This window comes from Gammaproteobacteria bacterium (genome assembly GCA_021647245.1).
In the GTDB taxonomy this organism is placed as follows: Bacteria; Pseudomonadota; Gammaproteobacteria; order RBG-16-57-12; family RBG-16-57-12; genus JAFLJP01.
In genome coordinates, this window is sequence record JAKIVC010000001.1 from 66,968 (window position 1) to 87,785 (window position 20,818).

Sequence of the window (20,818 nt, forward strand, 5' to 3'; positions counted from 1 at the left end):
GAGCTGACTAGGCGTTAACCGCAGCGTACTTGATTTAATACCGCTAAGCAAGCCTGTCTTTGACTACTTTTCAATAATAAATTTACGGATAAAATCAGAGCGTTATAGTGGGTTTTTGATCTGGCGACGCGCAAGCCCTGATGCCACGTCACATTGCGCGACAAGATAGATAAATATTAGTTCAACACAGGCACTTCGTTGCAAGCCAATTCAGCCATCATTAACCACCCAGCAACTCATGCTAGATAACGCGATCATTACCCCCATCAACCGGTATTTGTGCCCCGGTTATTTTGGCAAACAACGGCCCACAGCTTTCAGCTACAAGCTCTGCCACATCCTGGCTGGTTACCTCTACCTTCAGCAGGTTTTTACGCTTGTACTGCTCTACCGTCACACCATAGTGGGCCGCACGCGCCTGCAACACCTCATCACTCCAGATGCCGGTGTCAAAAACACAGTCCGGGTGCAGCGTGTTAACACGAATATTGTCACCACTCCACTCAAGCGCGGCGATCCGTGCAACTTGGGTCAACGCAGCCTTGGAGGCGGAATAAGCGCTGGCACCTGGGCCAGGTGCGGCTACGTTTTTAGAACCCATCATCACCACACGGCCACCATTGGGAGCAAGCTTCAATAGTGGGTGGGCCATTTTAAGCAGCTGCATATTGGCATCGATATTCACTTGTTGAACCGCTCTCCACTCACCCATATCAAACTCACCAATAGAGCGACCACCTGGAAAAACACCCGCATTAACAACCAGCATATCCAAACCACCAAAACGCCGCACACCTTGCTCAAGCGCCTCTTCCAGGGCACTCTCCTGAGTCACATCACACACCAACCCGAGCACATCGGCACGCTTCCAATGCGTTATGACTGCCGCATCAATATCCAGCGCAATAACCGCCGCACCGCGTGCTAACATCGCATCAACAGCCGCCCTACCAATCCCTGAAGCAGCTCCCGTCACCAAAGCAACTTCCCCGGAAAAGGTGGGAGCTGTACCACTGTTTTTCAATTTAGCCTGCTCCAGCGCCCAATATTCCATTTCAAAAACATCCTCACTTGGCAGCGCCTGCCAACGACTCCATGCCTCTGCGCGCAGTATGATCGAAATGGTATGGCGATAGATATCAGCAACAATCGAGACCTCTTTAGCACTGCTACCCACCGTGCAAAGCCCCAGGGCTTTATCAATAAGCACCTTCGGCACGGCATTCAACATGGAGAGAGGCTGCTTGGCCTTCGCAGCATGCTGATCAAAATAGCGTTGATAAGCCGCCACGTAGGCAGCCACATCATCACCCAGCAGCGGCAGCTGCTTGGTTCGAATCACGTGATCCGGGGTTGCCGGGCCTTGCTGAGCAATGATACGCAAATCATCACGCTGAGAAAAAGCCTCGCTCACCGCATCGGCTTGATGCGCCAACAACTGCGGCTTGCCCGCAACCGTGGAGAGTTCCGCACGCAGCCTGGCATGGGGAAGGCGTTTTGATTCATCTGTAAGGTCGGGTTTCGCAATATTATCGAGTTGCCACGCCCCTTTTGAGGCGAGGCAAGCCTCTGAGCGCGCCACTAGCTCAATCATTCGCTCATATGACTCACGGGCACTCTCAGCAAAAGAGAAGATGCCATGATTCATCAACACCATGCCAATAGTCTTCTCATTCGCTTCAGCAGCAAAACGCTCTGCACAAACACGTGCCAAGTCGAAACCCGGCATGATATAGGGGATAATGACGGTATCTTCGCCATAAATTTCGCGAATAACCTGCTCACCATCCGGCGTATTGCAGAGGCTCAACACCGCATCCGCATGGGTATGATCGACATACTTATAAGGTAGCGTCGCATGCAGAATGGTTTCAACTGAGGGAGAGGGCGCTGTGGCCACTGTACATTGGGTTTTTAGCTCATTAACCATATCTGCATCACTCAATGAAGGGAGCTTTGCAAGCTTCAATAGGTGATCCATACGCACCGGCGCAAAACCCGCCTCTTCGATACTAACCAGATCCCAACCAGAGCCTTTCACATACAGGATATCTTGCTGCTCGCCTACACAATTGGTCTCAACTATTTTTACCGAAGTATTCCCCCCGCCATGCAGCACCAAGCTATCGTCACGACCCAACAGTCGTGACGTATAGACACGCTGCGCCAGCTCGGATGAATATTGTTTTGCCTCGGCATCACTCCAGAGACTTTTCATGTAATTCCCCTTTCAACAGACAGTGTTTGGCTATACGCTCACCAGCAGATAGGAGTCACAGCTTGCGTAACACACCTATCCAGGAATTAGCGCTATAATTGGAAAGTTAAGACCTTTGTGCAGCCACAGCCCGGTACAGACTACGGAGCATAAATCACACAAAAGTCTCGTCGAATAACTTCAAAAAGAGTGATCATATGCCAAAAGAGCCGCTTCACAAAATCGATGTAAAAACCAAGAGCCGCTATATCAGCGAACACTCCACTCCGGCAGAGGGGTATTTTGCCTTCTCTTATACTGTTTGCATTCAAAACCATGGAAATATGGCGGCAAAACTGATAACCCGCCACTGGCTAATTACCGATATTGAGGGTAATCAACAAGAGGTATTTGGTGAGGGCGTCGTAGGCAAGCAACCCTTTTTAAGGCCTGGGGAGCAGTTTGAATATACCAGTGGCACTGTGCTCAATACGCCAATAGGCTACATGACAGGCCACTATCAAATGATGGGTGAAGATGGCGCGCTCTTTAAAGCCGAGATAGCGCCATTTACACTTTCACAGCCCCACCAGCTGCATTAACTTAAAATGGGACTACAACAAAGCTATACCTTGCTCGCCCCGCTCTATGACTTTTTCATCGCCCGTGTAACCAAACCGGCGCGCCAAAAAAGTCTGCAACAATTGAGCGCCAAGCCGGGAGAGCACATACTCATCAGCGGCATAGGCAGTGGCCTGGATATTCCATTATTGCCAAATGGCCCCCACTACCATGGCGTTGATATTACCCTTGCCATGCTCGAGCGCGCGCAACACTACTCCCGGAGTGATCTAAGCCTGTATCAAGGAGATGTGATGCGACTACCCTTCCCATCACAACGGTTTGATCACGTTATCATGCACCTCATTCTGGCGGTCGTCCCCGACCCATTACAGGCGCTAAAAGAGGCTGAACGTATTTTAAAGCCTGGGGGGCACATCTTTATCCTCGATAAATTCATACCCCCAGAGCGCCCCGCACCATTACGCCGACTTATCAGCCCACTGACCGGTATGGTCGCTACACCCCTTGATGTGGTGTTTGAAGCACTGCTTCCCCACTGCCCTTCACTGAAACTGGTGAACAACAAACCGGCACTTTTCAATGGCTGGTTTCGCATGATCACACTCGAAAAAGCCTAGCGAGTGGCCTGTAGTTCGACCATACCATCGCGAATTTTCAGTATTGATTCACCATTAAGTACCGCAAGAAGTGGTCTCCCCAGCAACTCTCCACGCCACCCTTGCAACAGCGCCTGCTCCTGGTCACCCATCACCAGCGCCTCAACCTCTTTACGGCTGCTCAATGACGCCATGGCGATACGACTCTCTGCCGCCACCATCCGCACCACCGACATCAACAAGTCAGCCTGCGCCTCCTGATGAACCGTTGGGGTTCTCTTTTTCGGAAAGGAGGGACACGCTTCCCGAGCAACCGCCTGCCCCTTCACAACCAGCGCCAGCAGTGACTCACCCCACTGACGAACACTATTCTCATTAAGCCCGCGAATACGCGCAAGCCGAGTAAGATCCGCCGGGGCATGGCGCGCCACATCCAGCATCACATCATCCGACAATATCCACTTACGCGGTTTATTTTTCTCGCGGGCAACGTGCTCACGCCAGGCTGCCAGCTCACGCAAAATCGCCAATTGAGGTGGCTTGAGCCGATTCGCACCGCGTATCCGCTGCCAGAGCTGATTATCATCTTTTTGATAGCGCGCCTCATCTGCCAACGCCATAAAATCACGAGCCAACCACTCACTACGACCCCGCTCGGCCAGCTCATCAACCAGACGGTGGTACACCGGCAGTAGATAACGCACATCATCGGCAGCATACTCCAGCTGCGCCTCATCCAGCGGACGCAATAGCCAGTCAGTGCGACTATGGGACTTATCCAAGCTCACATCAAGCACCGCCTGCACCAAGTTGCCATAGCCAATCTGGTTACCGTGCCCCAGCAAAGCTGCGGCAATTTGGGTATCAAAGAGTGGCTTTGGCAGCTTGCCATACGCATCAAAAAACAGCTCCAAATCCTGACCCGCCGCGTGGAATACTTTAATCATCTTCTCGTCATAGAGTACCTCCATGAGCGGCGTTAAATCTTCAATCGCCAGCGGATCAACACACGCAATCACCTCATCTGTCGCTAGTTGAAGCAGACAAAACTGCGCGTAGTAGTGCTTCTCGCGCATAAACTCGGTATCCAGCACCACCACAGAAGCACCCTTAAGCTGCTGGCACAGCTGCTGAAGTTGTTCTGGCGTATCAATATAGTGTGCCTGCATGGCAAAATGACCCTCTCTATTTACCAAAATCCATACACAGCAACGCGCATGGATTTGGATTTTGGTTAATTCACATACGGCTGGTTTCAGTCAGTCGCTTTTTTGAGTTACTATGGCTCCACTATAACAGAGGCTAACGCCGTTATTTCCTTATATGAATCGATTACTTAAAGCCTTTATCGACCTCTGCCTGTTCCGCAATGGCCCCCAACACCTACCGGCCTCAAGCTGGCTGCGTAATAGCACCCTTATCGGCTATTTCTCAATTGGCATTGCACTCTCAATATCAATTGAACCCAGCGTAGACTCACTCTTGGCCACACTGTTTGACACCCTGTTTCTGGCACTGCTCGCTGTCGTCCCCTTACAATTATTAGGCAAGCGCGAACGTATCAACCAGACCCTCAGCGCAATCTACGGTAGCGGTATACTATTTAACCTGGCCATTACACCCTTAGCAATCATCTATCTGGCAATGGATAAACAGGCGGGGCCACTGCTAGCCACCGCCATTACCACTCTGGGCCTATGGAACCTTGCGATACTGGGCAATATTTTGCGTCATGCGCTTAACCTGCCATTGATTGCCGGTATCGCCATCGCTATCACCTATCTAGCCATCTCATCGCTACTCACACGTTAAACGGATAGAGACCATGCATATTCACATACTCGGCATTTGCGGGACTTTTATGGGGGGCATTGCTCAGCTGGCCCAACAGATGGGGCACCTCGTCAGCGGCTCAGACACCAACATATACCCTCCTATGAGCACTCAACTTGAGCAGGCAGGCATCCAGATAAAAGAGGGCTTCCACCCCACCCACCTCGAGCCAGAGCCAGACCTGGTGGTGATCGGCAACGCCATGTCGCGGGGCAATCCACTGGTTGAATTAGTCCTCAACCGCGGCATGCGTTACTGCTCTGGCCCCGCCTTTTTAGCTGAGCATATTCTGCCCCAACGCTGGGTTATCGGAATATCCGGCACCCACGGCAAAACCACCACCAGTTCAATGGTCGCCTGGATTTTAGAGCACGCAGGCTTTAACCCCGGCTTTCTGATTGGCGGTGTCGCCCGGAACTTTAATATCTCTGCACGCCTGGGAGCTGCACCTTTTTTCGTGGTCGAAGCCGATGAATACGATACCGCCTTCTTTGACAAGCGCTCAAAATTTGTCCACTACCAACCACGCACACTGGTCATCAACAACCTGGAGTTTGATCATGCCGATATCTTCTCAAGCATTGATGACATCAAGCAGCAGTTCCACCACCTGGTCCGCACCATACCCAGCAATGGGCGTATTATTTTTCCCGACAATGAGTCACATATCCACCAAACCCTCGCAACCGGCTGCTGGACACCACAAGAGTTAATCGCCTCACCTCAAGGCTGGGAAGCACGCAACCAAGCGCCTGACGGCTCAGCCTTTGATGTCTATTTTGAAGAGAAACTAATTGGTCGCATCGAGTGGGAGTTAATTGGTCAGCACAACATCTTCAACGCCCTGGCAGCCATTGCTGCCGCACGCCACGCTGGCATTCGTGCCAGCGATGCCGTCATGGCCATGTGTCAGTTCGCGGGTGTCAAACGACGGCTTGAGCTGTGCGGCAGCTGCAACAATATTTCGGTTTATGATGACTTTGCCCACCACCCCACCGCCATTGCCACCACCCTTAATGGCTTGCGACAACGGGTAGGCAGAGAAGCGCGTATCATTGCGGTCATGGAGCCACGCTCCAATACCATGCGTATGGGGGTGCATAAAGAGACACTGGCCAACAGCTTAAAAGAGGCCAATGACGTTTTGATACTCCAACCCGAAACAGTCAGCTGGGACATTAAGCAGATGGCGGAGTCACTGGCGGGCAGTGGCAAGGTGTTTGACGAGGTGTCCACCATCGTTGAATACTTGCAACACCATGCACAGAGCGGCGACCACATTCTCATCATGAGCAACGGTGGCTTTGGCAATATACACGCCCTATTGCTGGATGCTTTAGCCGAGGAGAGCAAAACCACCATTAATTTAAAGGAATAAGCAAAATCAGCCGATCAACGACCCATCAGACCACCCTTGATACAACAAATTAGGCGACCCCTTCGACTTATAATGCCCCGCATCTGCCTCCTCATAATACTCCTGCTCAGTAGCTCCTCGCTTAGCGCGCTGGAAAGCTACCTCGACATGGAGGGCTTTGTTTATAGCGGCCCAGTGCCCTATAGTGAATTTACTGGCGAGTGGGCATCCGGCTTCCAAGAAAAAAACAGCGTCATCGGTTATACATGGCTAGAGGCGGGAGTACATAACCAGCAGTGGGGACTTTCCATTGTGCAGCAGCAATATGTGCAGATGCAATTCTCGGGTGATATGGCCGAGTTCCACTATCTCACGCAAAACAGGCGCCCTCTTGAAGCCGACAGGCGCTATGAGATGGACTACCAGATCAATGCCTATACCACCGAAGGCGTGCGTCTATTTCATCGCCTGCAACCACACCAAAACATCTCACTCCAACTGGGCGCGCACCTTATGAAAGGGAGCGATTTCCAGTCAGGGCGCATCAGCGGCAGCGTCACAGCCCTCAGTGACCGTGATTATGACTACGATAATTTACAAATCGACTATCGCTACTCCGAAGACAGAGTCTTCAACAGCGTGGTTGAGTCGATAAAGGGAGAAGGCATTGCGCTGGATCTGTCAGCTCACTGGGAGATCAACCGCAACAACCAGCTCTCACTCCAAGTTCGAAACCTGGCAGGCTATATAAAATGGAAAAACAGCCCCTACAGCACGGGCACCCTCGCATCCGATGATAAAAGCTATGATGAGAACGGCTATGTTACGGTCAACCAAGCACTAAACGGTAATACAGAAACAGCAACCTACCGCCAACAGCTCTCCATCTTGTGGCAGGCCGAGCTTGAACACCACTACAGCTCCCGCAACCGACTGCATGCCCAGATAGTCGGTAGCGAAGTACAAAATTTTTATCGTATCGGTATCAGCCACCGCATATTTGGCAAACAGAACCTAACACTCCTCTACACCCTTAACACCCAAGCTTTCGGCTTCGCCTATGAAAATGACGCGTTCAAGCTTCAAGTACAACTCGATAGCCTCAAACCCAGCCAAAGCTACACCCTTGGCCTGCTGATACAAACGGGTATCGAATTGTAGTGAAATCTTTCGACCCATAAAGCACAAAAACAGCAGCCACCTTTCACACCGCCATTCACCCATCTCTAAAATAACGTGTACACAAGCGACAACTCGACTATATTGGCCCAACCCTTATAAAAAGCACCCAAACTTTAAATGGCTTATTTAACAGATAACAGCAGACAGAGCATCTCCCTCGCAATTACCGGTGCATCCGGTGCCTGCTATGGCTTGCGGCTACTCGAATGTCTGATTCAAGCGGGACAACAGGTCTTTCTGATGGTCTCTCAAGCAGCGCAAGTGGTCATCGCAACAGAAACAGACCTCAAAATAAAATCCCGCCCAGCAGAGCTGCAACAGCAGCTGAGCCGCCACTTCGGTGCAAAAGAGGGACAACTTCAGGTATTTGGCAAAGAGCAGTGGATGGCACCCGTTGCCAGTGGCTCCAACGCACCGCGTGCAATGGTGATCTGCCCCTGCTCCACCGGCACCCTCTCCGCCATTGCCTGCGGGGCCAGCAATAACCTGATCGAGCGGGCCGCTGACATCATGCTCAAAGAGCAGAAAAAGCTAATCCTGGTAACCCGGGAGATGCCCCTCTCCGCCATTCACCTAGAAAACATGCTAAAACTATCACGCATGGGATGCCTGATAATGCCCGCCAGCCCCGGCTTTTATCACCGCCCAGCCAAAATCAGCGACTTGATCGATTTCGTGGTTGCCCGCATACTTGATCAGTTACAAATCCAACAACAACTGATGCCTCGCTGGGGTGAAAAATACGATGGATAAATTACGCATACCGCTGTTCCCGCTCCACTCCGTACTCTTTCCTGGCGGAGCGCTGCCACTGCGTGTTTTTGAAAGCCGCTACCTCGACATGATCAGCCAATGTATGCGCCACAAAAGTAACTTCGGCATCTGCCTGATCAGTGATGGCTCAGAGGTCGGTGATGCCGCCGCCACCTTCAACGTCGGCACCCTGGTGGAGATCAGTTATTTCCAGCAACTCAAAGATGGCTGCCTGGGCATCACCGCCCGAGGAAAACAGCGCTTTCGCATCCTCAGCAGTGAAGTAGAATCCAATCAACTCACCACCGCTGAGATTCAACTGTTACCACTCACCGACGAGCTCACCTTGCCTGATGAATTCGAAGACTTTCGCAACATACTCAGCGATATATTCAATGAATTGGGGCACCCCTATACCAGCCTGCCAAAACACTATAACAGTGCCACCTGGGTCAGTGCCCGACTAGCTGAACTGCTACCCATCGGCCTGCAAGAGAAACAGACCATGCTGGAGATGGAAGACCCGATTCAGCGCCTGATTCGAATTCGTGAAATACTGACAGAAAAATAACCATCATCGCCATCTGAAGATGGCTCCTACGGCAGGTAACCTTTACCAGCTCAGGTCATCCGGTACTTCAAATTGTGAATAGTGATCATCTTCTTCTTTTGACCGTGTTTCATCCGCTACGGGCAGTGGTATCAATATCGCGGCATCTCGTTGCAAAATCTTCTCTGCCGCCGCCTTGGGCAACAGGGCGTAACCGCTATTAAACCGAGCTATTCGTACATCACCCTCGGCTAGCTGGCGCTGAATAGCGGGCTTAACATGGAGTGTTTTTACCCGTTTGCCATCAACAAAATTAAAGCATTCTTCACCTTCGCAACCACTTAGCCGGTGGCTATCAATCAGCTGGCGAAGTGCGGCTTGTTCTGCCTTTTTCGCCTGCTGCTGTTGTTGCTGCTGGTTGAGTTGGCGATCACGCGCCACTTTTTGTTGCTGCGCTTGCTGTGCGGCGAGAGCGGCATCATCTTCAATGACACGCCCCTTTTTGCCTTTTTTCTGTTTGGTTTGCTGATATTTTTGCTGCTTAGCCTTCTTGGCTTTTTTCTCATCAACCAAACCGGCTTTTTTCAGCTGATCAAATAGTGAACCTGCCATGTGCTTTGCTCTTAATTGTTTAATCAAAAATGAGTGGGGGCATGCTAGCATATCAACCCTCTTATATTGCCTAGTCAGCGATTCTGTGGCATTTCGCAACAAGGCATAGCTCGCAGGTAGTGGTTATTATTCCCTTGACCAGCGCTATAACGCCGAGGCGGAGTGCCACAGAATCGCCCGAAGGGTTGATGTACTGGGTACCCAGTGGTGATTATACTGTATGAGGCCTTTGCATCAAGGTACATACCCGAAAACCCGGCGCTACTTATAGCGCTTGCGCAATACCGCGCCGGCTGTGTCGACCAAAGTGACCGTGATCAAAATGAGCAGTAAAATGGCGGCCACCACATCGTAGTTCATCAACCTTAGCGCGCTCATTAGCTCCAGGCCAATTCCTCCTGCGCCCACCATTCCCATTACTGTGGAGGCGCGAAAATTATATTCCCATCGATAGATAGCCAGATCCAGCAACTGGGGAATGACCTGCGGCAACACCCCATGGCTGATCACTTGAAAGGGGGTGGCTCCGGTGGAGCGTACCGTTTCAATGGGGCCATTATCAGCATGTTCAATCGCCTCGGCAATGAACTTGCCCACCATACCGATGGAGTGAAAGGCGAGTGCCAGCACTCCGGGCAACGCGCCAAAGCCGACCGCAGCGACAAACAGAATCCCCATCACCAACTCGGGTATGGCACGCAACAGGTTGAGCAGGCCACGAACAGCCAAGTAGATCAGTGGATGGGGTGAGGTATTGCGTGCAGCAAGAACACCGAGCGGCAGCGCCATTAAAAAGGCTAACGCGGTGCCGACAACGCTCATCGCCACGGTTTCGAACAGCGGCTTTAACCAACTTTGCCACTCGCTCGCATCCGGGGGGAAGCTCTCCTGCGCCATCAACCACAGACTGGGAATGCCTTCCAACAGTCGCGCAGCATCAAACAACCCAACAAAATAGCCACAGAGTAAGATCACGACCAGCAACAGGCTCAGTTGCAAGCCCTGCCGCCGGCGCTGTTTACGCAGCTGTTGCAATATGGCGTGATAACGCGGTTTAGACATTCTACAGCTTGAGCTCATGTTTTAGCTGACGCACCACGTCGTAGTCAGCATCACTGACGGCGACCATGCCATCCGCCTTAAATGCTGCCAACACCTGTTTATCCTTTAGCGTATAAAAGGCATCTCTGATCTGTGCCTTAAGCACCTCATCCAAGTCGCTGCGCATCACCCAAGGGTATTGTGGAAAAGGTTTGGATTCTGCGAACACCACTACTTTTCGGGCATCAATTAAACCCCGGGCAATCAATGTCTCAAAAATAGGCTTGGAAAGGCCGCCCACCGCTGCATGCCCCCGCTGCACCGCCATTGCCACCGCATCATGAGCACCCAAAAAGTGCTGATTATAATCCACACCCGCCCGAAGCCCCGCCGCCAGCAACATCGACTTAGGGATCAGATGAGAGGAGGTTGACGCGGGATCACCATACGCCACGTCGTACCCTTTGATATCGGCGTAGTGGCTGATTCCTTTCTCCGCATTGACGATCAGTAGCGCCTGATAATGGGGGGTTCCCTGGGTGCTCTTGGCGGCAAATGCTTCAATATTGCTTTTCGATTTAGCCATGATGTAGGAGAACGGGCCAAAGTAGCCTAGATCAATTCGCGCATGGCGCATCGCTTCAACCATGGATGAGTAATCAGTGGTGACGATCAGCTCAATTTTTTTATCCAGCACACGCTCAAGATAGGCTTTGAATACTTGATGCTTTTTAATAATAGTCGCCGCATCTTCATCGGGTAACAGTGCGACTTTCAGGGTATCAGGATTATCCGCCACTGCCGCAAGCAAGGGCAGCGTGGTCAATACCATCATTAATATCCACTTTTGTAACATCTTCTCTCTCTTTTATGATTCAACCCCGTGGGCTCGGGTTACACAACCCTGCGGATAGATGGTGGCCAGCTGAGTCTCGTCCAGCTCATTAAGCGGGCCATCGAGCACCACCTCACCTGCAGAGAGGGCCACAATACGCTCTGCAAACTGTTTTGCCAACACCAGTTGGTGCAGGCTGACAATTGCAGTGATACCATCCTCTTTGCAAATATCACGCAGCAGCCCCAACACCTGCTCAGAGGAGACAGGATCGAGGCTGGCCACCGGCTCATCCGCAAGAATCACTTTGGGTTGCTGCGCCAAGGCACGAGCAATACCTACCCGCTGTTGTTGGCCACCACTGAGACGATCCGTCCGCTCAAGTGCTTTATCCAGCAGCCCCACGCGCTCCAAGCAGTAGAGTGCAAACTCTTTATCACCCTTTGACATCGGCAGCAGACTACGCAAAGAGCTGTAGTAGCCCAACCGGCCCAACAGCACATTTTTCAGTGCACTCTGCTGCAGTAGCAGTTGATGTTGCTGAAATATCATCGCACTGTTACGGCGGTGCTGTTGCAGTGAGCACCCGCTGTGTATCAGCTGATTATTCACCACAAGTTGACCCGCCGTCGGCCTGACTAACATATTAATCGCCCGCAACAGAGTTGACTTGCCCGCCCCCGAAGCACCCAACAGCCCTACCAGCTCGCCCGGTTGAAAAGTCAGCGAGGTCGGTAGCAGCGCAGCCTGAGAGGCTCCGGGGTAGGTGACTGTAAGTTGTTGCAGTTGAATCATCAGGGCCTCATAACCAAATTAGCGCACACGTCATGTTGCATAAAAAAAATCAGCCATCGTAAACGAAAATCAACACTTTTAGCCCTTTGCCAGGCTGCGCCTCAACGTATACTTCGGGCGGCGCTATCTGCTCTAGGTAGCGACATGACGGACACGCTTGCGCTACGGTCTCATGTAGGAATGACTCATCCAGCTCTGGCGCATTCAAACAGAGCATCATCAAACCACCCGGACGCATCAACTCTGGAATACGCCGAATAATTTTCTTATAGTCTCGTTTTAGGTCAATACTACCCTTTTGAAACAGCGGCGGATCACACACCAGCAAGTCATAAGGGGCATATTTTTTAAGGCGTGAGAATGACTTAAAAATATTCACACCTTGAAAGATCACCTTGCCGGTATCTTGGCCATTCAAGCGATGGTTATCTCGACCACGACTGAGCGCCGCCTTACTAAGATCCACATTCACAACCGACTCAGCAGCACCCGCTATTGCAGCCACAGAAAAGGCGCAAGTATACGAGAACAGATTGAGTACTCGCTTACCCTCTGCCCGCTCTCGCAACCACTGCCAGCCGTTACTCATATCCAAGAACAGCCCACAATTTTGTCTGCGCCCAAGTTGCAGTTGAAACTTCAACCCCGCAACCTCAACCGTCAACTGCTCAATCGCCACACCCCGCAACCGCTCAGTCGGTGACCCCGACCGACAGCGAAACTGCACCTGCACTGAGCGACAACCCGCCAGTCGTGCCATTAACTGCTCGGCCAGCGCCATCAAATTATCGTGTGGCTCTTCTTTATAGAGGGTGATCAACACCACCGGTGGCAACCAATCGATAGCGAGGTGCTCCCAACCCGGATAACGATGACCACGACCATGAAATAGCCGCCGCGCCTGCTCTACGTTGTCGATCTGCTGAGGAGAAAAGTCGATATATTCAATCATTTGTCGTAGTGTACACTACATGTAACACGCTCAATAACACGGATCACACCCGCAGCATAGACAACAGCTGCCCCAGTCACGACCCTTAAAGTAGAGGCGGGAGAAGAGATCCTTCTTTGTAAATTGTAAAAAACAACTTTCAGCTTCAAACCACTCAGGCTACTCAAAATACGCTTCCAATCTGAGTCGTGGTCTATTTTATTTATCACCGCTATCCTCTACACTGTCGCCTCAAAATATAAGTTAGATACTCGAAAAACAGAGGGATGGGAAAATGAAAAGACCGTTATCACCACTACTGATCTGCACTTCATTACTGGTGTCACTTCCGCTAAGTAACGCCGTGGCAGAGCCATCGGGGCAATATTTCACGCCCATGCTCACCTATATTCAGGCCGATAAGGACCGTAATTCTGATAATGGCTTCGGTGCACAAATTGCACTGGGCCAGCAGTTGTCTGAGCGCTGGAACCTTGAGCTTAACTTCAACTTCGATACTTTGGATTTTGAGAGTGGTAGTGGTGAGTATAAACAGACCGGGCTACAGCTTGATGGTCTCTATTTTTTCAATCGGGGTAGCGACCTCTCCACCTACGGAATTTTAGGTGTTGGTATGCTCCGCACCACCCTTACGGGCGACGCTGCCATCAACCCCAGCGCCAACATCGGCCTTGGCCTGATGAAGCCAATCGGTGATGCTATGCAGCTACGCGCTGAGCTACGCTACCGACTCGACGAAGAAAATCGAATACTGGGTGCGGATCGCTTTGAAGATCTACTGCTCAATGTTGGTTTGATGATCCCCTTTGGTGAGAAAGCCAAGCCGGCACCCAAACCCCAGCCTGCACCTAAGCCGATGCCAGCAGCCTCAACAGACAGCGATAATGACGGCATTGCAGACAGCAGTGACCGCTGCCCCAACACAGCGCAAAATTATGCCGTTGATGCGAATGGTTGCGCTTTAGATAGTGACAATGATGGAGTGGCTGATGCGGTGGACCGCTGCTCTGATACGCCTGCTGAACGCATAGTCGACCAGCGTGGCTGTGAAAAAGATGCTGATAGTGATGGTGTAACAGATGCCCTTGATCAGTGTCCTGATACCGCGCCTGAGCGTACCGTCGATCTTAATGGCTGCGAGAAAGATAGTGATCGCGATGGTGTTGTCGATGCGCTGGATGCGTGTCCAAACACCGAAGCAGGTGTTTCCGTCAACGCCAAAGGGTGTATTGCTGACCGGGATGGTGATGGTGTCTTGGACAATATCGACCAGTGCCTTGATAGTGCAATGGGTGCCAAGGTTGATGAAAGTGGTTGCAAACTGGCTAAAGTGATTGTGCTAAAGGGTGTCACTTTTAAAACAGGCTCGGCTGAGCTGACTTCAGCATCCGGCATCGAGCTGGATCAAGTGGTAAGCACCATGAAGCGCTACCCAACGTTGGAGATCAAGGTTTCTGGCTACACCGATAACCGCGGTGCTGAGAGCTTCAATCAACAACTCTCCCAAAAACGTGCTCAGGCGGTCGTCACCTTCCTCACGGATCGTGGCATTTCCGCACAGCGCCTGCAAGCCAAAGGGTATGGGCCGGCCAATCCGATTGCAGATAACAACACAGCCGATGGGCGGATGAAAAACCGTCGCGTAGAGCTGCATATTCTTAAACGCTAAAACCAATACCCCCTTCATCCGGTTCAATGGGTGAAGGGGGCCATTATTCAACGCCCCACTACTCACTGCATCCGCAGCAACTCATTCTGATCGGTATGTTCAAACGACTTACCGTAGATATCCAACAACGTGGTTTCCCGGTAGTGAAGGCAATCGCCGCGCAGTGTTAGCTGCTGATCAAATGCCAAGGTACGCGCCTTATCAAGCATAAATGGCGACTGAGCAATGGGCCATTCGGCACTGCGACCACCTGCGGCGACCTCAATCACAATCGTTTCATCTTCAGCCACAGCCACGCCTCCCGCCACCAGCGCCACACCTCTGGGAATCGTAAACGACTGCATTACCAATTTCTTGCTTGCGTCCCACAACCAGTAGCCCACTTGATGGTGGAATATTTCATCGTTGGATTTACGCTGCACCACCTGTTTATAGTGAACAATCGACAAAAACTGCTCACCCGCATTATCCACGTCACCGGCAGCCTCAAAGGTAATGGTCTCATAATAGGGGTTATTATCTGGCCCATCTGGCTCAGGTGCCACATCCATTCCCTTGTCACCCTGCCAAGTACCTATCAACCCGGTGAGCGGCCCATAATCAGTATCATTTTCGTGAGCCATTTCGGCTACCTCATCAAATTTACACATTATTTTAAAGCTACCAGCCTCCCCCTACACGCGAGAGGTAGGCCGGTTAAGCATCAGTAGCCTAAGTTGGGAGCCAACCACTTTTCAGCAGTTTCCAGGCTCATGCCCTTGCGCTTGGCATAATCGGCAACCTGGTCCCTATAGATTTTACTAATCGAAAAGTAGCTGGCTTGTGGATGAGAGAAGTAGAAACCACTCACCGCTGCGGTGGGTACCATCGCGTAGCTTTCTGTTAGCTCAAGACCGATGTTATCCGCTACATTCAGCAGCTTCCAGATCACCCCTTTTTCAGTATGCTCCGGACAGGCTGGATAGCCGGGTGCGGGTCGAATTCCCTGATAATCTTCCATGATTAACTGCTCATTGCTCAGCACTTCGGCGACACCGTAACCCCACAGCTGCTTGCGTACCTTTTCGTGCATCAATTCGGCAAAAGCTTCAGCGAGACGGTCCGCCAGCACCTTCAGCATAATTGCGCTGTAGTCATCATGAGCCGCTTCAAACTCACTCAGTTTCTGCTCAATCCCTAAGCCGGTGGTGAGTGCAAAGAAGCCCATATGGTCAGGCTGACCGCTCTCTTTAGGGGCAATAAAATCGGACAAAGAGCGGTTTGCTTTACCTTTTGGCTGCTGCTTTTGAACCCGCAAAAAATGGAAGGTTTCTAATCGGCTCTGGCGGGATTCATCTTCATATATTTCAACATCGTCTCCCACCGCATTGGCCGGAAACAGACCAATAATCGCATTGGCCTTGAGCCACGCCTGCTCGATAATCTGTTTAAGCATCACTTGAGCATCAGCAAACACTTTGCGTGCCTCTTCGCCCTTAGTGGCATCGTCCAGAATATTTGGGTAGCGCCCCTTTAGCTCCCAAGCGTGGAAAAAGGGTGTCCAGTCAATGTAATCAACAATTTCAGCAAGGGGGTAACCCTCAAAAACCTGCACTCCGAGAGTGCGGGGGGCGGGAGCAACGCCGTGGCTCCAATCAATTGGAGTTTTATTGGCACGGGCATCACTCAAAGTGACCGAGCTAGCCTCTTTTTGACGGGCGGCAAAGCCTTCACGCACCCGCTGATAATCCACTTGCAGCTTATCAACAAAGTTGCCCCGCAACTCAGGGGAGATCAGACTCTGAGCCACACCCACCGCACGGGAAGCATCCTTCACCCACACGATGGGATGGTCGCAGTTATTGGCTATTTTTACTGCGGTGTGCGCCTTAGAGGTTGTCGCCCCCCCAATCATCACCGGTGTGCTCATGCCAAGACGCTGCATCTCTTTGGCAATGTGGGTCATCTCCTCCAGTGAGGGGGTAATCAACCCAGAGAGGCCGATCACATCCACCTGGTGCTTTTTCGCCTCCTCCAAAATGGTTGCGGTAGAGACCATCACCCCCAAGTCGATAACTTCGAAGTTATTACACTGCAACACAACGCCGACGATATTCTTGCCAATGTCGTGCACATCGCCTTTCACCGTGGCCATCAAAATTCGGCCATTGCTCTTGTTGGCACCCTCGGCCTTCTCCTCCTCGATAAACGGAATCAAGTGCGCGACCGCCTTTTTCATCACCCGGGCCGATTTCACTACCTGCGGCAGAAACATTTTCCCTTCGCCAAACAGGTCGCCCACCACATTCATACCGTCCATTAAGGGGCCTTCAATGACATGAATCGGTCGATCAAAAGAGAGGCGCGCCTCTTCGGCATCTTCGGTTACATAGGCATCTACACCCTTCACCAGCGCATGTTCAAGGCGTTTACCCACCGGCCACTCTCGCCACGCCAGGTCCTCTTTTTTTGCCTCGATACCATCGCCACGGTATTTTTCAGCAATCTCCAGCAGTCGATCTGTACCATCCAAGCGGCGATTAAGCACCACATCCTCCACCCGCTCTCGCAATTCGTCGGGCAGATCATCATAAACCGCCAATTGACCCGCGTTGACAATACCCATATCCATACCGGCTTTAAAACAGTGGTAGAGAAATACCGCATGAATCGCTTCACGCACCAGGTTGTTACCACGGAAAGAGAAGGAGACATTTGAAACGCCGCCACTGACCATTGCGTGGGGCAGGTTTTGCTTAATCCAACGGGTCGCTTCGATAAAATCCACGGCATAGTTGTTATGCTCGTCAATACCCGTCGCAATGGCAAAAATATTAGGGTCAAAAATAATATCTTCTGGCGGGAAACCCACTTCATTTACCAGAATGTCGTAGCAGCGTTTACAAATTTCCGTTTTGCGCTCAAAAGTATCGGCTTGGCCCTTCTCATCAAACGCCATCACCACCGCTGCCGCACCGTATCTTTTGATCAAATTCGCATACTTCACAAACTGCGCTTTACCCTCTTTCAGGGAGATCGAGTTGACCACTCCTTTCCCCTGAATACACTTCAGACCCTCTTCAATAATCTCCCACTTAGAGGAGTCAACCATTACCGGCACTTTGGAAATATCGGGTTCTGAGGCGACCAGCTTCAGGTAGGTAACCATCGCCCGCTTACCATCCAGCATCGCCTCATCCATATTGACATCGATAATTTGAGCACCATTTTCAACTTGATTGCGACACACACTCAGCGCCTGATCATAGTCACCCGACAACACCAACCGCTTGAACATCGCCGACCCCGTTACGTTGGCGCGCTCACCCACGTTAACAAACAGTGATTCTGGGTAAATATTGAGCGGCTCCAAACCTGACAGGCGACAGGCGACAGGATTGTCGGGGATTTTGCGTGGTGGAAGATTCGCAACCGCATCCGCAATTGCTTTGATAAAGGCGGGGGAGGTGCCACAGCAGCCACCGATAATATTCAAAAAGCCACTTTGGGCCCACTCACGGATCAGGCCTGCCATGTTTTCGGGCGTATCATCATAGCCGGTAGGTGCCAGCGGGTTTGGCAGTCCGGCATTGGGGTGGGCACTCACATAGCAGCTTGCCACCCGTGACAGCTCCTCTACATATTGTCGTAGTTCATCGGCACCCAACGCACAGTTCAAACCGATGGAGATCGGCTTAGCGTGTACCAGCGAGTTGTAGAACGCCTCTGTCACTTGTCCCGACAGGGTGCGACCCGAAGCATCGGTAATGGTGCCGGAGATCATAATTGGCAGCTCAACATCTAACGCTTCGTAGACACTTTGTACGGCAAAGATAGCCGCTTTGGCGTTCAGGGTATCAAAAATGGTCTCGATCAGAATGATGTCGGAGCCACCCTCTATCAGCCCCCTAGTCGCCGCAGAGTAAGCCTCCACTAGCTCATCAAAGGTGACATTGCGTGCGCCGGGATCATTGACATCAGGAGAGATCGAGCAGGTACGATTGGTAGGACCGAGTACACCCGCGACAAAGCGAGGACGCTCCGAGGTTGCATAAGCATCACACGCCTCGCGTGCTAGGCGGGCACCCGCCACATTCATCTCGTAGGCGAGCGCCTGCATGTCGTAGTCAGCCATTGCAATGGTGGTGGCACCGAAGGTATTGGTCTCCAGAATATCGGCACCCGCCTCGAGATATTCGCTGTGAATCGCCTTAATGATATCGGGCTGAGAGAGCACCAATAGGTCATTGTTGCCTTTTACATCACAATGCCAGTCACTAAAACGCTCTCCGCGATAGCCCTGCTCATCCAGAGCATAGCCCTGAACCATCGTGCCCATGGCACCATCGAGAATCAGAATACGTTGTTTGAGAGCATCACTGAGTAGCTGTGCACGGGTGGTGTGCGTTGACATGGGCGTTTCCAACCTAATGTAGAGGGCATTGACGAAAGTACGCCATTATATCTCCCTAACCCCCGGATAGAAACCGGTGAACACTAAAATAGCTCCACCTCGCCTTCATCCATGTTTTCATGGCTGACAGGGGTATCACGTATCGCCGCCATGATCTCATTGAGCTGGTTTTGTAACTGTTCAATGCGCTCAAAATAGAGCGCCTCTTGTTGAGCACCGGGTGAGGCCATTATCTCAACCATGTCGCTCTCAAATTGAGTCACACAGCCAACCACCTGATTCAGCCCCTGTACACGGTGCTCCATGTGCTCTAACAGCTGTCGAGATATATCCTCAAACTGGAGTGATCTTACGGCATTGCCTACATCAACCGCTAGCTCTTCAGAAACGCCTGAGACTTCACTGAGTTTCTGCGCCACATAGCGGTTAATATCCTCAATATCCCGCATCAAATCATTAAGGTGATCTTTGGAGTTAATCGACATTGTCATATCACGGGAGGCCATTTTTCCCACAACCCGGCTGGCCACCTCCATTTCACGTTTAACTACAGTAAACTTGCCCCTGACCTGCTCGCTGAATAGATGACTTCGTGTTGAGAGGGCACGCACCTCGTCTGCCACCACCGCAAAACCGCGCCCCTGCTCGCCTGCTCTTGCCGCTTCAATTGCCGCATTGAGTGCCAGCAGGTTTGTTTGTGCACTAATCCCATCAATTTCATGCAGCAGACGATCAACCTCAGAAATATACTCTTTCATCGCATTGAGCGATGTGACCATGGCCAAACTATCATCTCGCATCATGGTCAGGTTTTCTGTAAACATCCCCATGATATCTGCCACTTCATCTGCCAGGCTTTTTCCACCGGCATTATCATCGGGAGTCAAGCGTTGCATCATCTGCATCGTAAGGTCGAGCTGGAGCCGAGATTTGCTCTCCATACCCTGAAAGCCCATCGACAGACCCTCCACCGCACTGGAGATAATATTTCGGGCACTTCCCAACCCTTCAGAAACCGCGCTGACTTGCGCCACACCAAATTGAGCGGTGTCATGGTTGATCTCAATGATTTTCTGTTTTATCTCCTGACGTGCCTCGCTTAGCGCCAGCTTAGCCGCTGCTTCACCGTTTTTTTTCATCCGCAAGAGCGTATAGACCCAATACCCGGAGACCACAAAAAGTAAGAGAATATTATAGAGGGGGGAGGAAAGTTGGTATATCACTCCCGCCACAATAAATGTTAAGACCACACCCAGAAATATCCGATCACGCCCCTTCACTCAACCCCCTCCATACAATGCTTGATCACGCTCTATTTATCCTATGCGTAAAATATTTTTTCGTTATACCCGCTGTTATCGTCACAACCACCGATTCACTTACCCCAAAATATACATTGAGGCCTCTATACTATAGGGCAACTTTATTTTTACGCGAATAGCAGGCAGGCCAAACAGATAATAAACAC

The 20,818-nt window shown here is 51.4% G+C and carries 18 protein-coding genes; 8 read left to right on the plus strand and 10 right to left on the minus strand.

Annotated elements, in window-relative coordinates; translation table 11 throughout:
* Nucleotides 1-241: 241 nt before the first annotated feature.
* Complete coding sequence (locus L3J94_00370; protein ID MCF6217208.1) at nt 242-2,218, minus strand: bifunctional aldolase/short-chain dehydrogenase; 1,977 nt, start codon at nt 2,216-2,218, stop codon at nt 242-244.
* 197 nt (nt 2,219-2,415) lie between these two features.
* Here L3J94_00370 and apaG point away from each other — a divergent pair, with 197 nt between their 5' ends.
* Nucleotides 2,416-2,799, plus strand: a complete 384-nt coding sequence (gene apaG / locus L3J94_00375) for a Co2+/Mg2+ efflux protein ApaG (protein ID MCF6217209.1) — start codon at nt 2,416-2,418, stop codon at nt 2,797-2,799.
* A gap of 6 nt (nt 2,800-2,805) precedes the next feature.
* Entirely contained in the window at nt 2,806-3,399 is a 594-nt protein-coding gene (locus L3J94_00380) for a class I SAM-dependent methyltransferase (GenBank protein MCF6217210.1), read from the plus strand.
* Here the strand turns inward: L3J94_00380 and rnd are convergent.
* The gene (gene rnd / locus L3J94_00385) at nt 3,396-4,547 is read right to left on the minus strand and encodes a ribonuclease D (protein ID MCF6217211.1); all 1,152 of its coding nucleotides are present in this window, start codon (nt 4,545-4,547) and stop codon (nt 3,396-3,398) included. The genes L3J94_00380 and rnd overlap by 4 nt on opposite strands.
* Before the next feature lie 154 nt (nt 4,548-4,701).
* Here rnd and L3J94_00390 point away from each other — a divergent pair, with 154 nt between their 5' ends.
* The 5 genes from L3J94_00390 to L3J94_00410 all read left to right on the plus strand — a co-directional run bounded on the left by L3J94_00390 (nt 4,702) and on the right by L3J94_00410 (nt 9,074).
* Nucleotides 4,702-5,190 carry a hypothetical protein gene (locus tag L3J94_00390; protein ID MCF6217212.1) on the plus strand — a complete coding sequence of 163 codons (489 nt, stop codon included), beginning with the start codon at nt 4,702-4,704 and terminating at the stop codon, nt 5,188-5,190.
* Nucleotides 5,191-5,203: 13 nt separating this feature from the next.
* On the plus strand, nt 5,204-6,589 hold the full coding sequence (gene mpl, locus L3J94_00395) for a UDP-N-acetylmuramate:L-alanyl-gamma-D-glutamyl-meso-diaminopimelate ligase (protein ID MCF6217213.1): 1,386 nt from the start codon (nt 5,204-5,206) through the stop codon (nt 6,587-6,589).
* 72 nt (nt 6,590-6,661) lie between these two features.
* The gene (locus tag L3J94_00400) at nt 6,662-7,729 is read left to right on the plus strand and encodes a hypothetical protein (GenBank protein ID MCF6217214.1); all 1,068 of its coding nucleotides are present in this window, start codon (nt 6,662-6,664) and stop codon (nt 7,727-7,729) included.
* A gap of 138 nt (nt 7,730-7,867) precedes the next feature.
* Complete coding sequence (locus L3J94_00405) at nt 7,868-8,503, plus strand: UbiX family flavin prenyltransferase (protein MCF6217215.1); 636 nt, start codon at nt 7,868-7,870, stop codon at nt 8,501-8,503.
* Nucleotides 8,496-9,074: an LON peptidase substrate-binding domain-containing protein gene (locus tag L3J94_00410; GenBank protein ID MCF6217216.1), complete on the plus strand. Its 579-nt coding sequence runs from the start codon at nt 8,496-8,498 to the stop codon at nt 9,072-9,074. The genes L3J94_00405 and L3J94_00410 overlap by 8 nt, the downstream gene beginning before the upstream one ends.
* Nucleotides 9,075-9,116: 42 nt before the next feature.
* On the opposite strand, the gene L3J94_00415 is transcribed toward L3J94_00410, so the two are convergent.
* From L3J94_00415 to L3J94_00435, 5 genes are all read right to left on the minus strand, one after another.
* Entirely contained in the window at nt 9,117-9,665 is a 549-nt protein-coding gene (locus tag L3J94_00415; protein ID MCF6217217.1) for a DUF2058 domain-containing protein, read from the minus strand.
* Nucleotides 9,666-9,926: 261 nt separating this feature from the next.
* Nucleotides 9,927-10,727 (minus strand): phosphonate ABC transporter, permease protein PhnE, encoded by an 801-nt coding sequence (gene phnE, locus L3J94_00420; protein ID MCF6217218.1) that lies wholly within the window; start codon nt 10,725-10,727, stop codon nt 9,927-9,929.
* 1 nt (nt 10,728) lies between these two features.
* Nucleotides 10,729-11,562, minus strand: a complete 834-nt coding sequence (gene phnD, locus L3J94_00425; protein MCF6217219.1) for a phosphate/phosphite/phosphonate ABC transporter substrate-binding protein — start codon at nt 11,560-11,562, stop codon at nt 10,729-10,731.
* Between the two features lie 12 nt (nt 11,563-11,574).
* On the minus strand, nt 11,575-12,336 hold the full coding sequence (gene phnC / locus L3J94_00430) for a phosphonate ABC transporter ATP-binding protein (protein ID MCF6217220.1): 762 nt from the start codon (nt 12,334-12,336) through the stop codon (nt 11,575-11,577).
* Nucleotides 12,337-12,385: 49 nt separating this feature from the next.
* Nucleotides 12,386-13,288, minus strand: coding sequence for a class I SAM-dependent methyltransferase (locus L3J94_00435; protein ID MCF6217221.1), 903 nt, complete (start codon nt 13,286-13,288; stop codon nt 12,386-12,388).
* 274 nt (nt 13,289-13,562) lie between these two features.
* Here L3J94_00435 and L3J94_00440 point away from each other — a divergent pair, with 274 nt between their 5' ends.
* Nucleotides 13,563-14,957, plus strand: coding sequence for an OmpA family protein (locus L3J94_00440; protein MCF6217222.1), 1,395 nt, complete (start codon nt 13,563-13,565; stop codon nt 14,955-14,957).
* A gap of 62 nt (nt 14,958-15,019) precedes the next feature.
* On the opposite strand, the gene L3J94_00445 is transcribed toward L3J94_00440, so the two are convergent.
* The 3 genes from L3J94_00445 to L3J94_00455 all read right to left on the minus strand — a co-directional run bounded on the left by L3J94_00445 (nt 15,020) and on the right by L3J94_00455 (nt 20,630).
* Nucleotides 15,020-15,580: a heme-binding beta-barrel domain-containing protein gene (locus L3J94_00445; protein ID MCF6217223.1), complete on the minus strand. Its 561-nt coding sequence runs from the start codon at nt 15,578-15,580 to the stop codon at nt 15,020-15,022.
* A gap of 80 nt (nt 15,581-15,660) precedes the next feature.
* Nucleotides 15,661-19,350 (minus strand): methionine synthase, encoded by a 3,690-nt coding sequence (gene metH / locus L3J94_00450; GenBank protein MCF6217224.1) that lies wholly within the window; start codon nt 19,348-19,350, stop codon nt 15,661-15,663.
* An 83-nt stretch (nt 19,351-19,433) separates the two neighbouring features.
* Entirely contained in the window at nt 19,434-20,630 is a 1,197-nt protein-coding gene (locus L3J94_00455; GenBank protein MCF6217225.1) for a methyl-accepting chemotaxis protein, read from the minus strand.
* Nucleotides 20,631-20,818 lie beyond the last annotated feature (188 nt).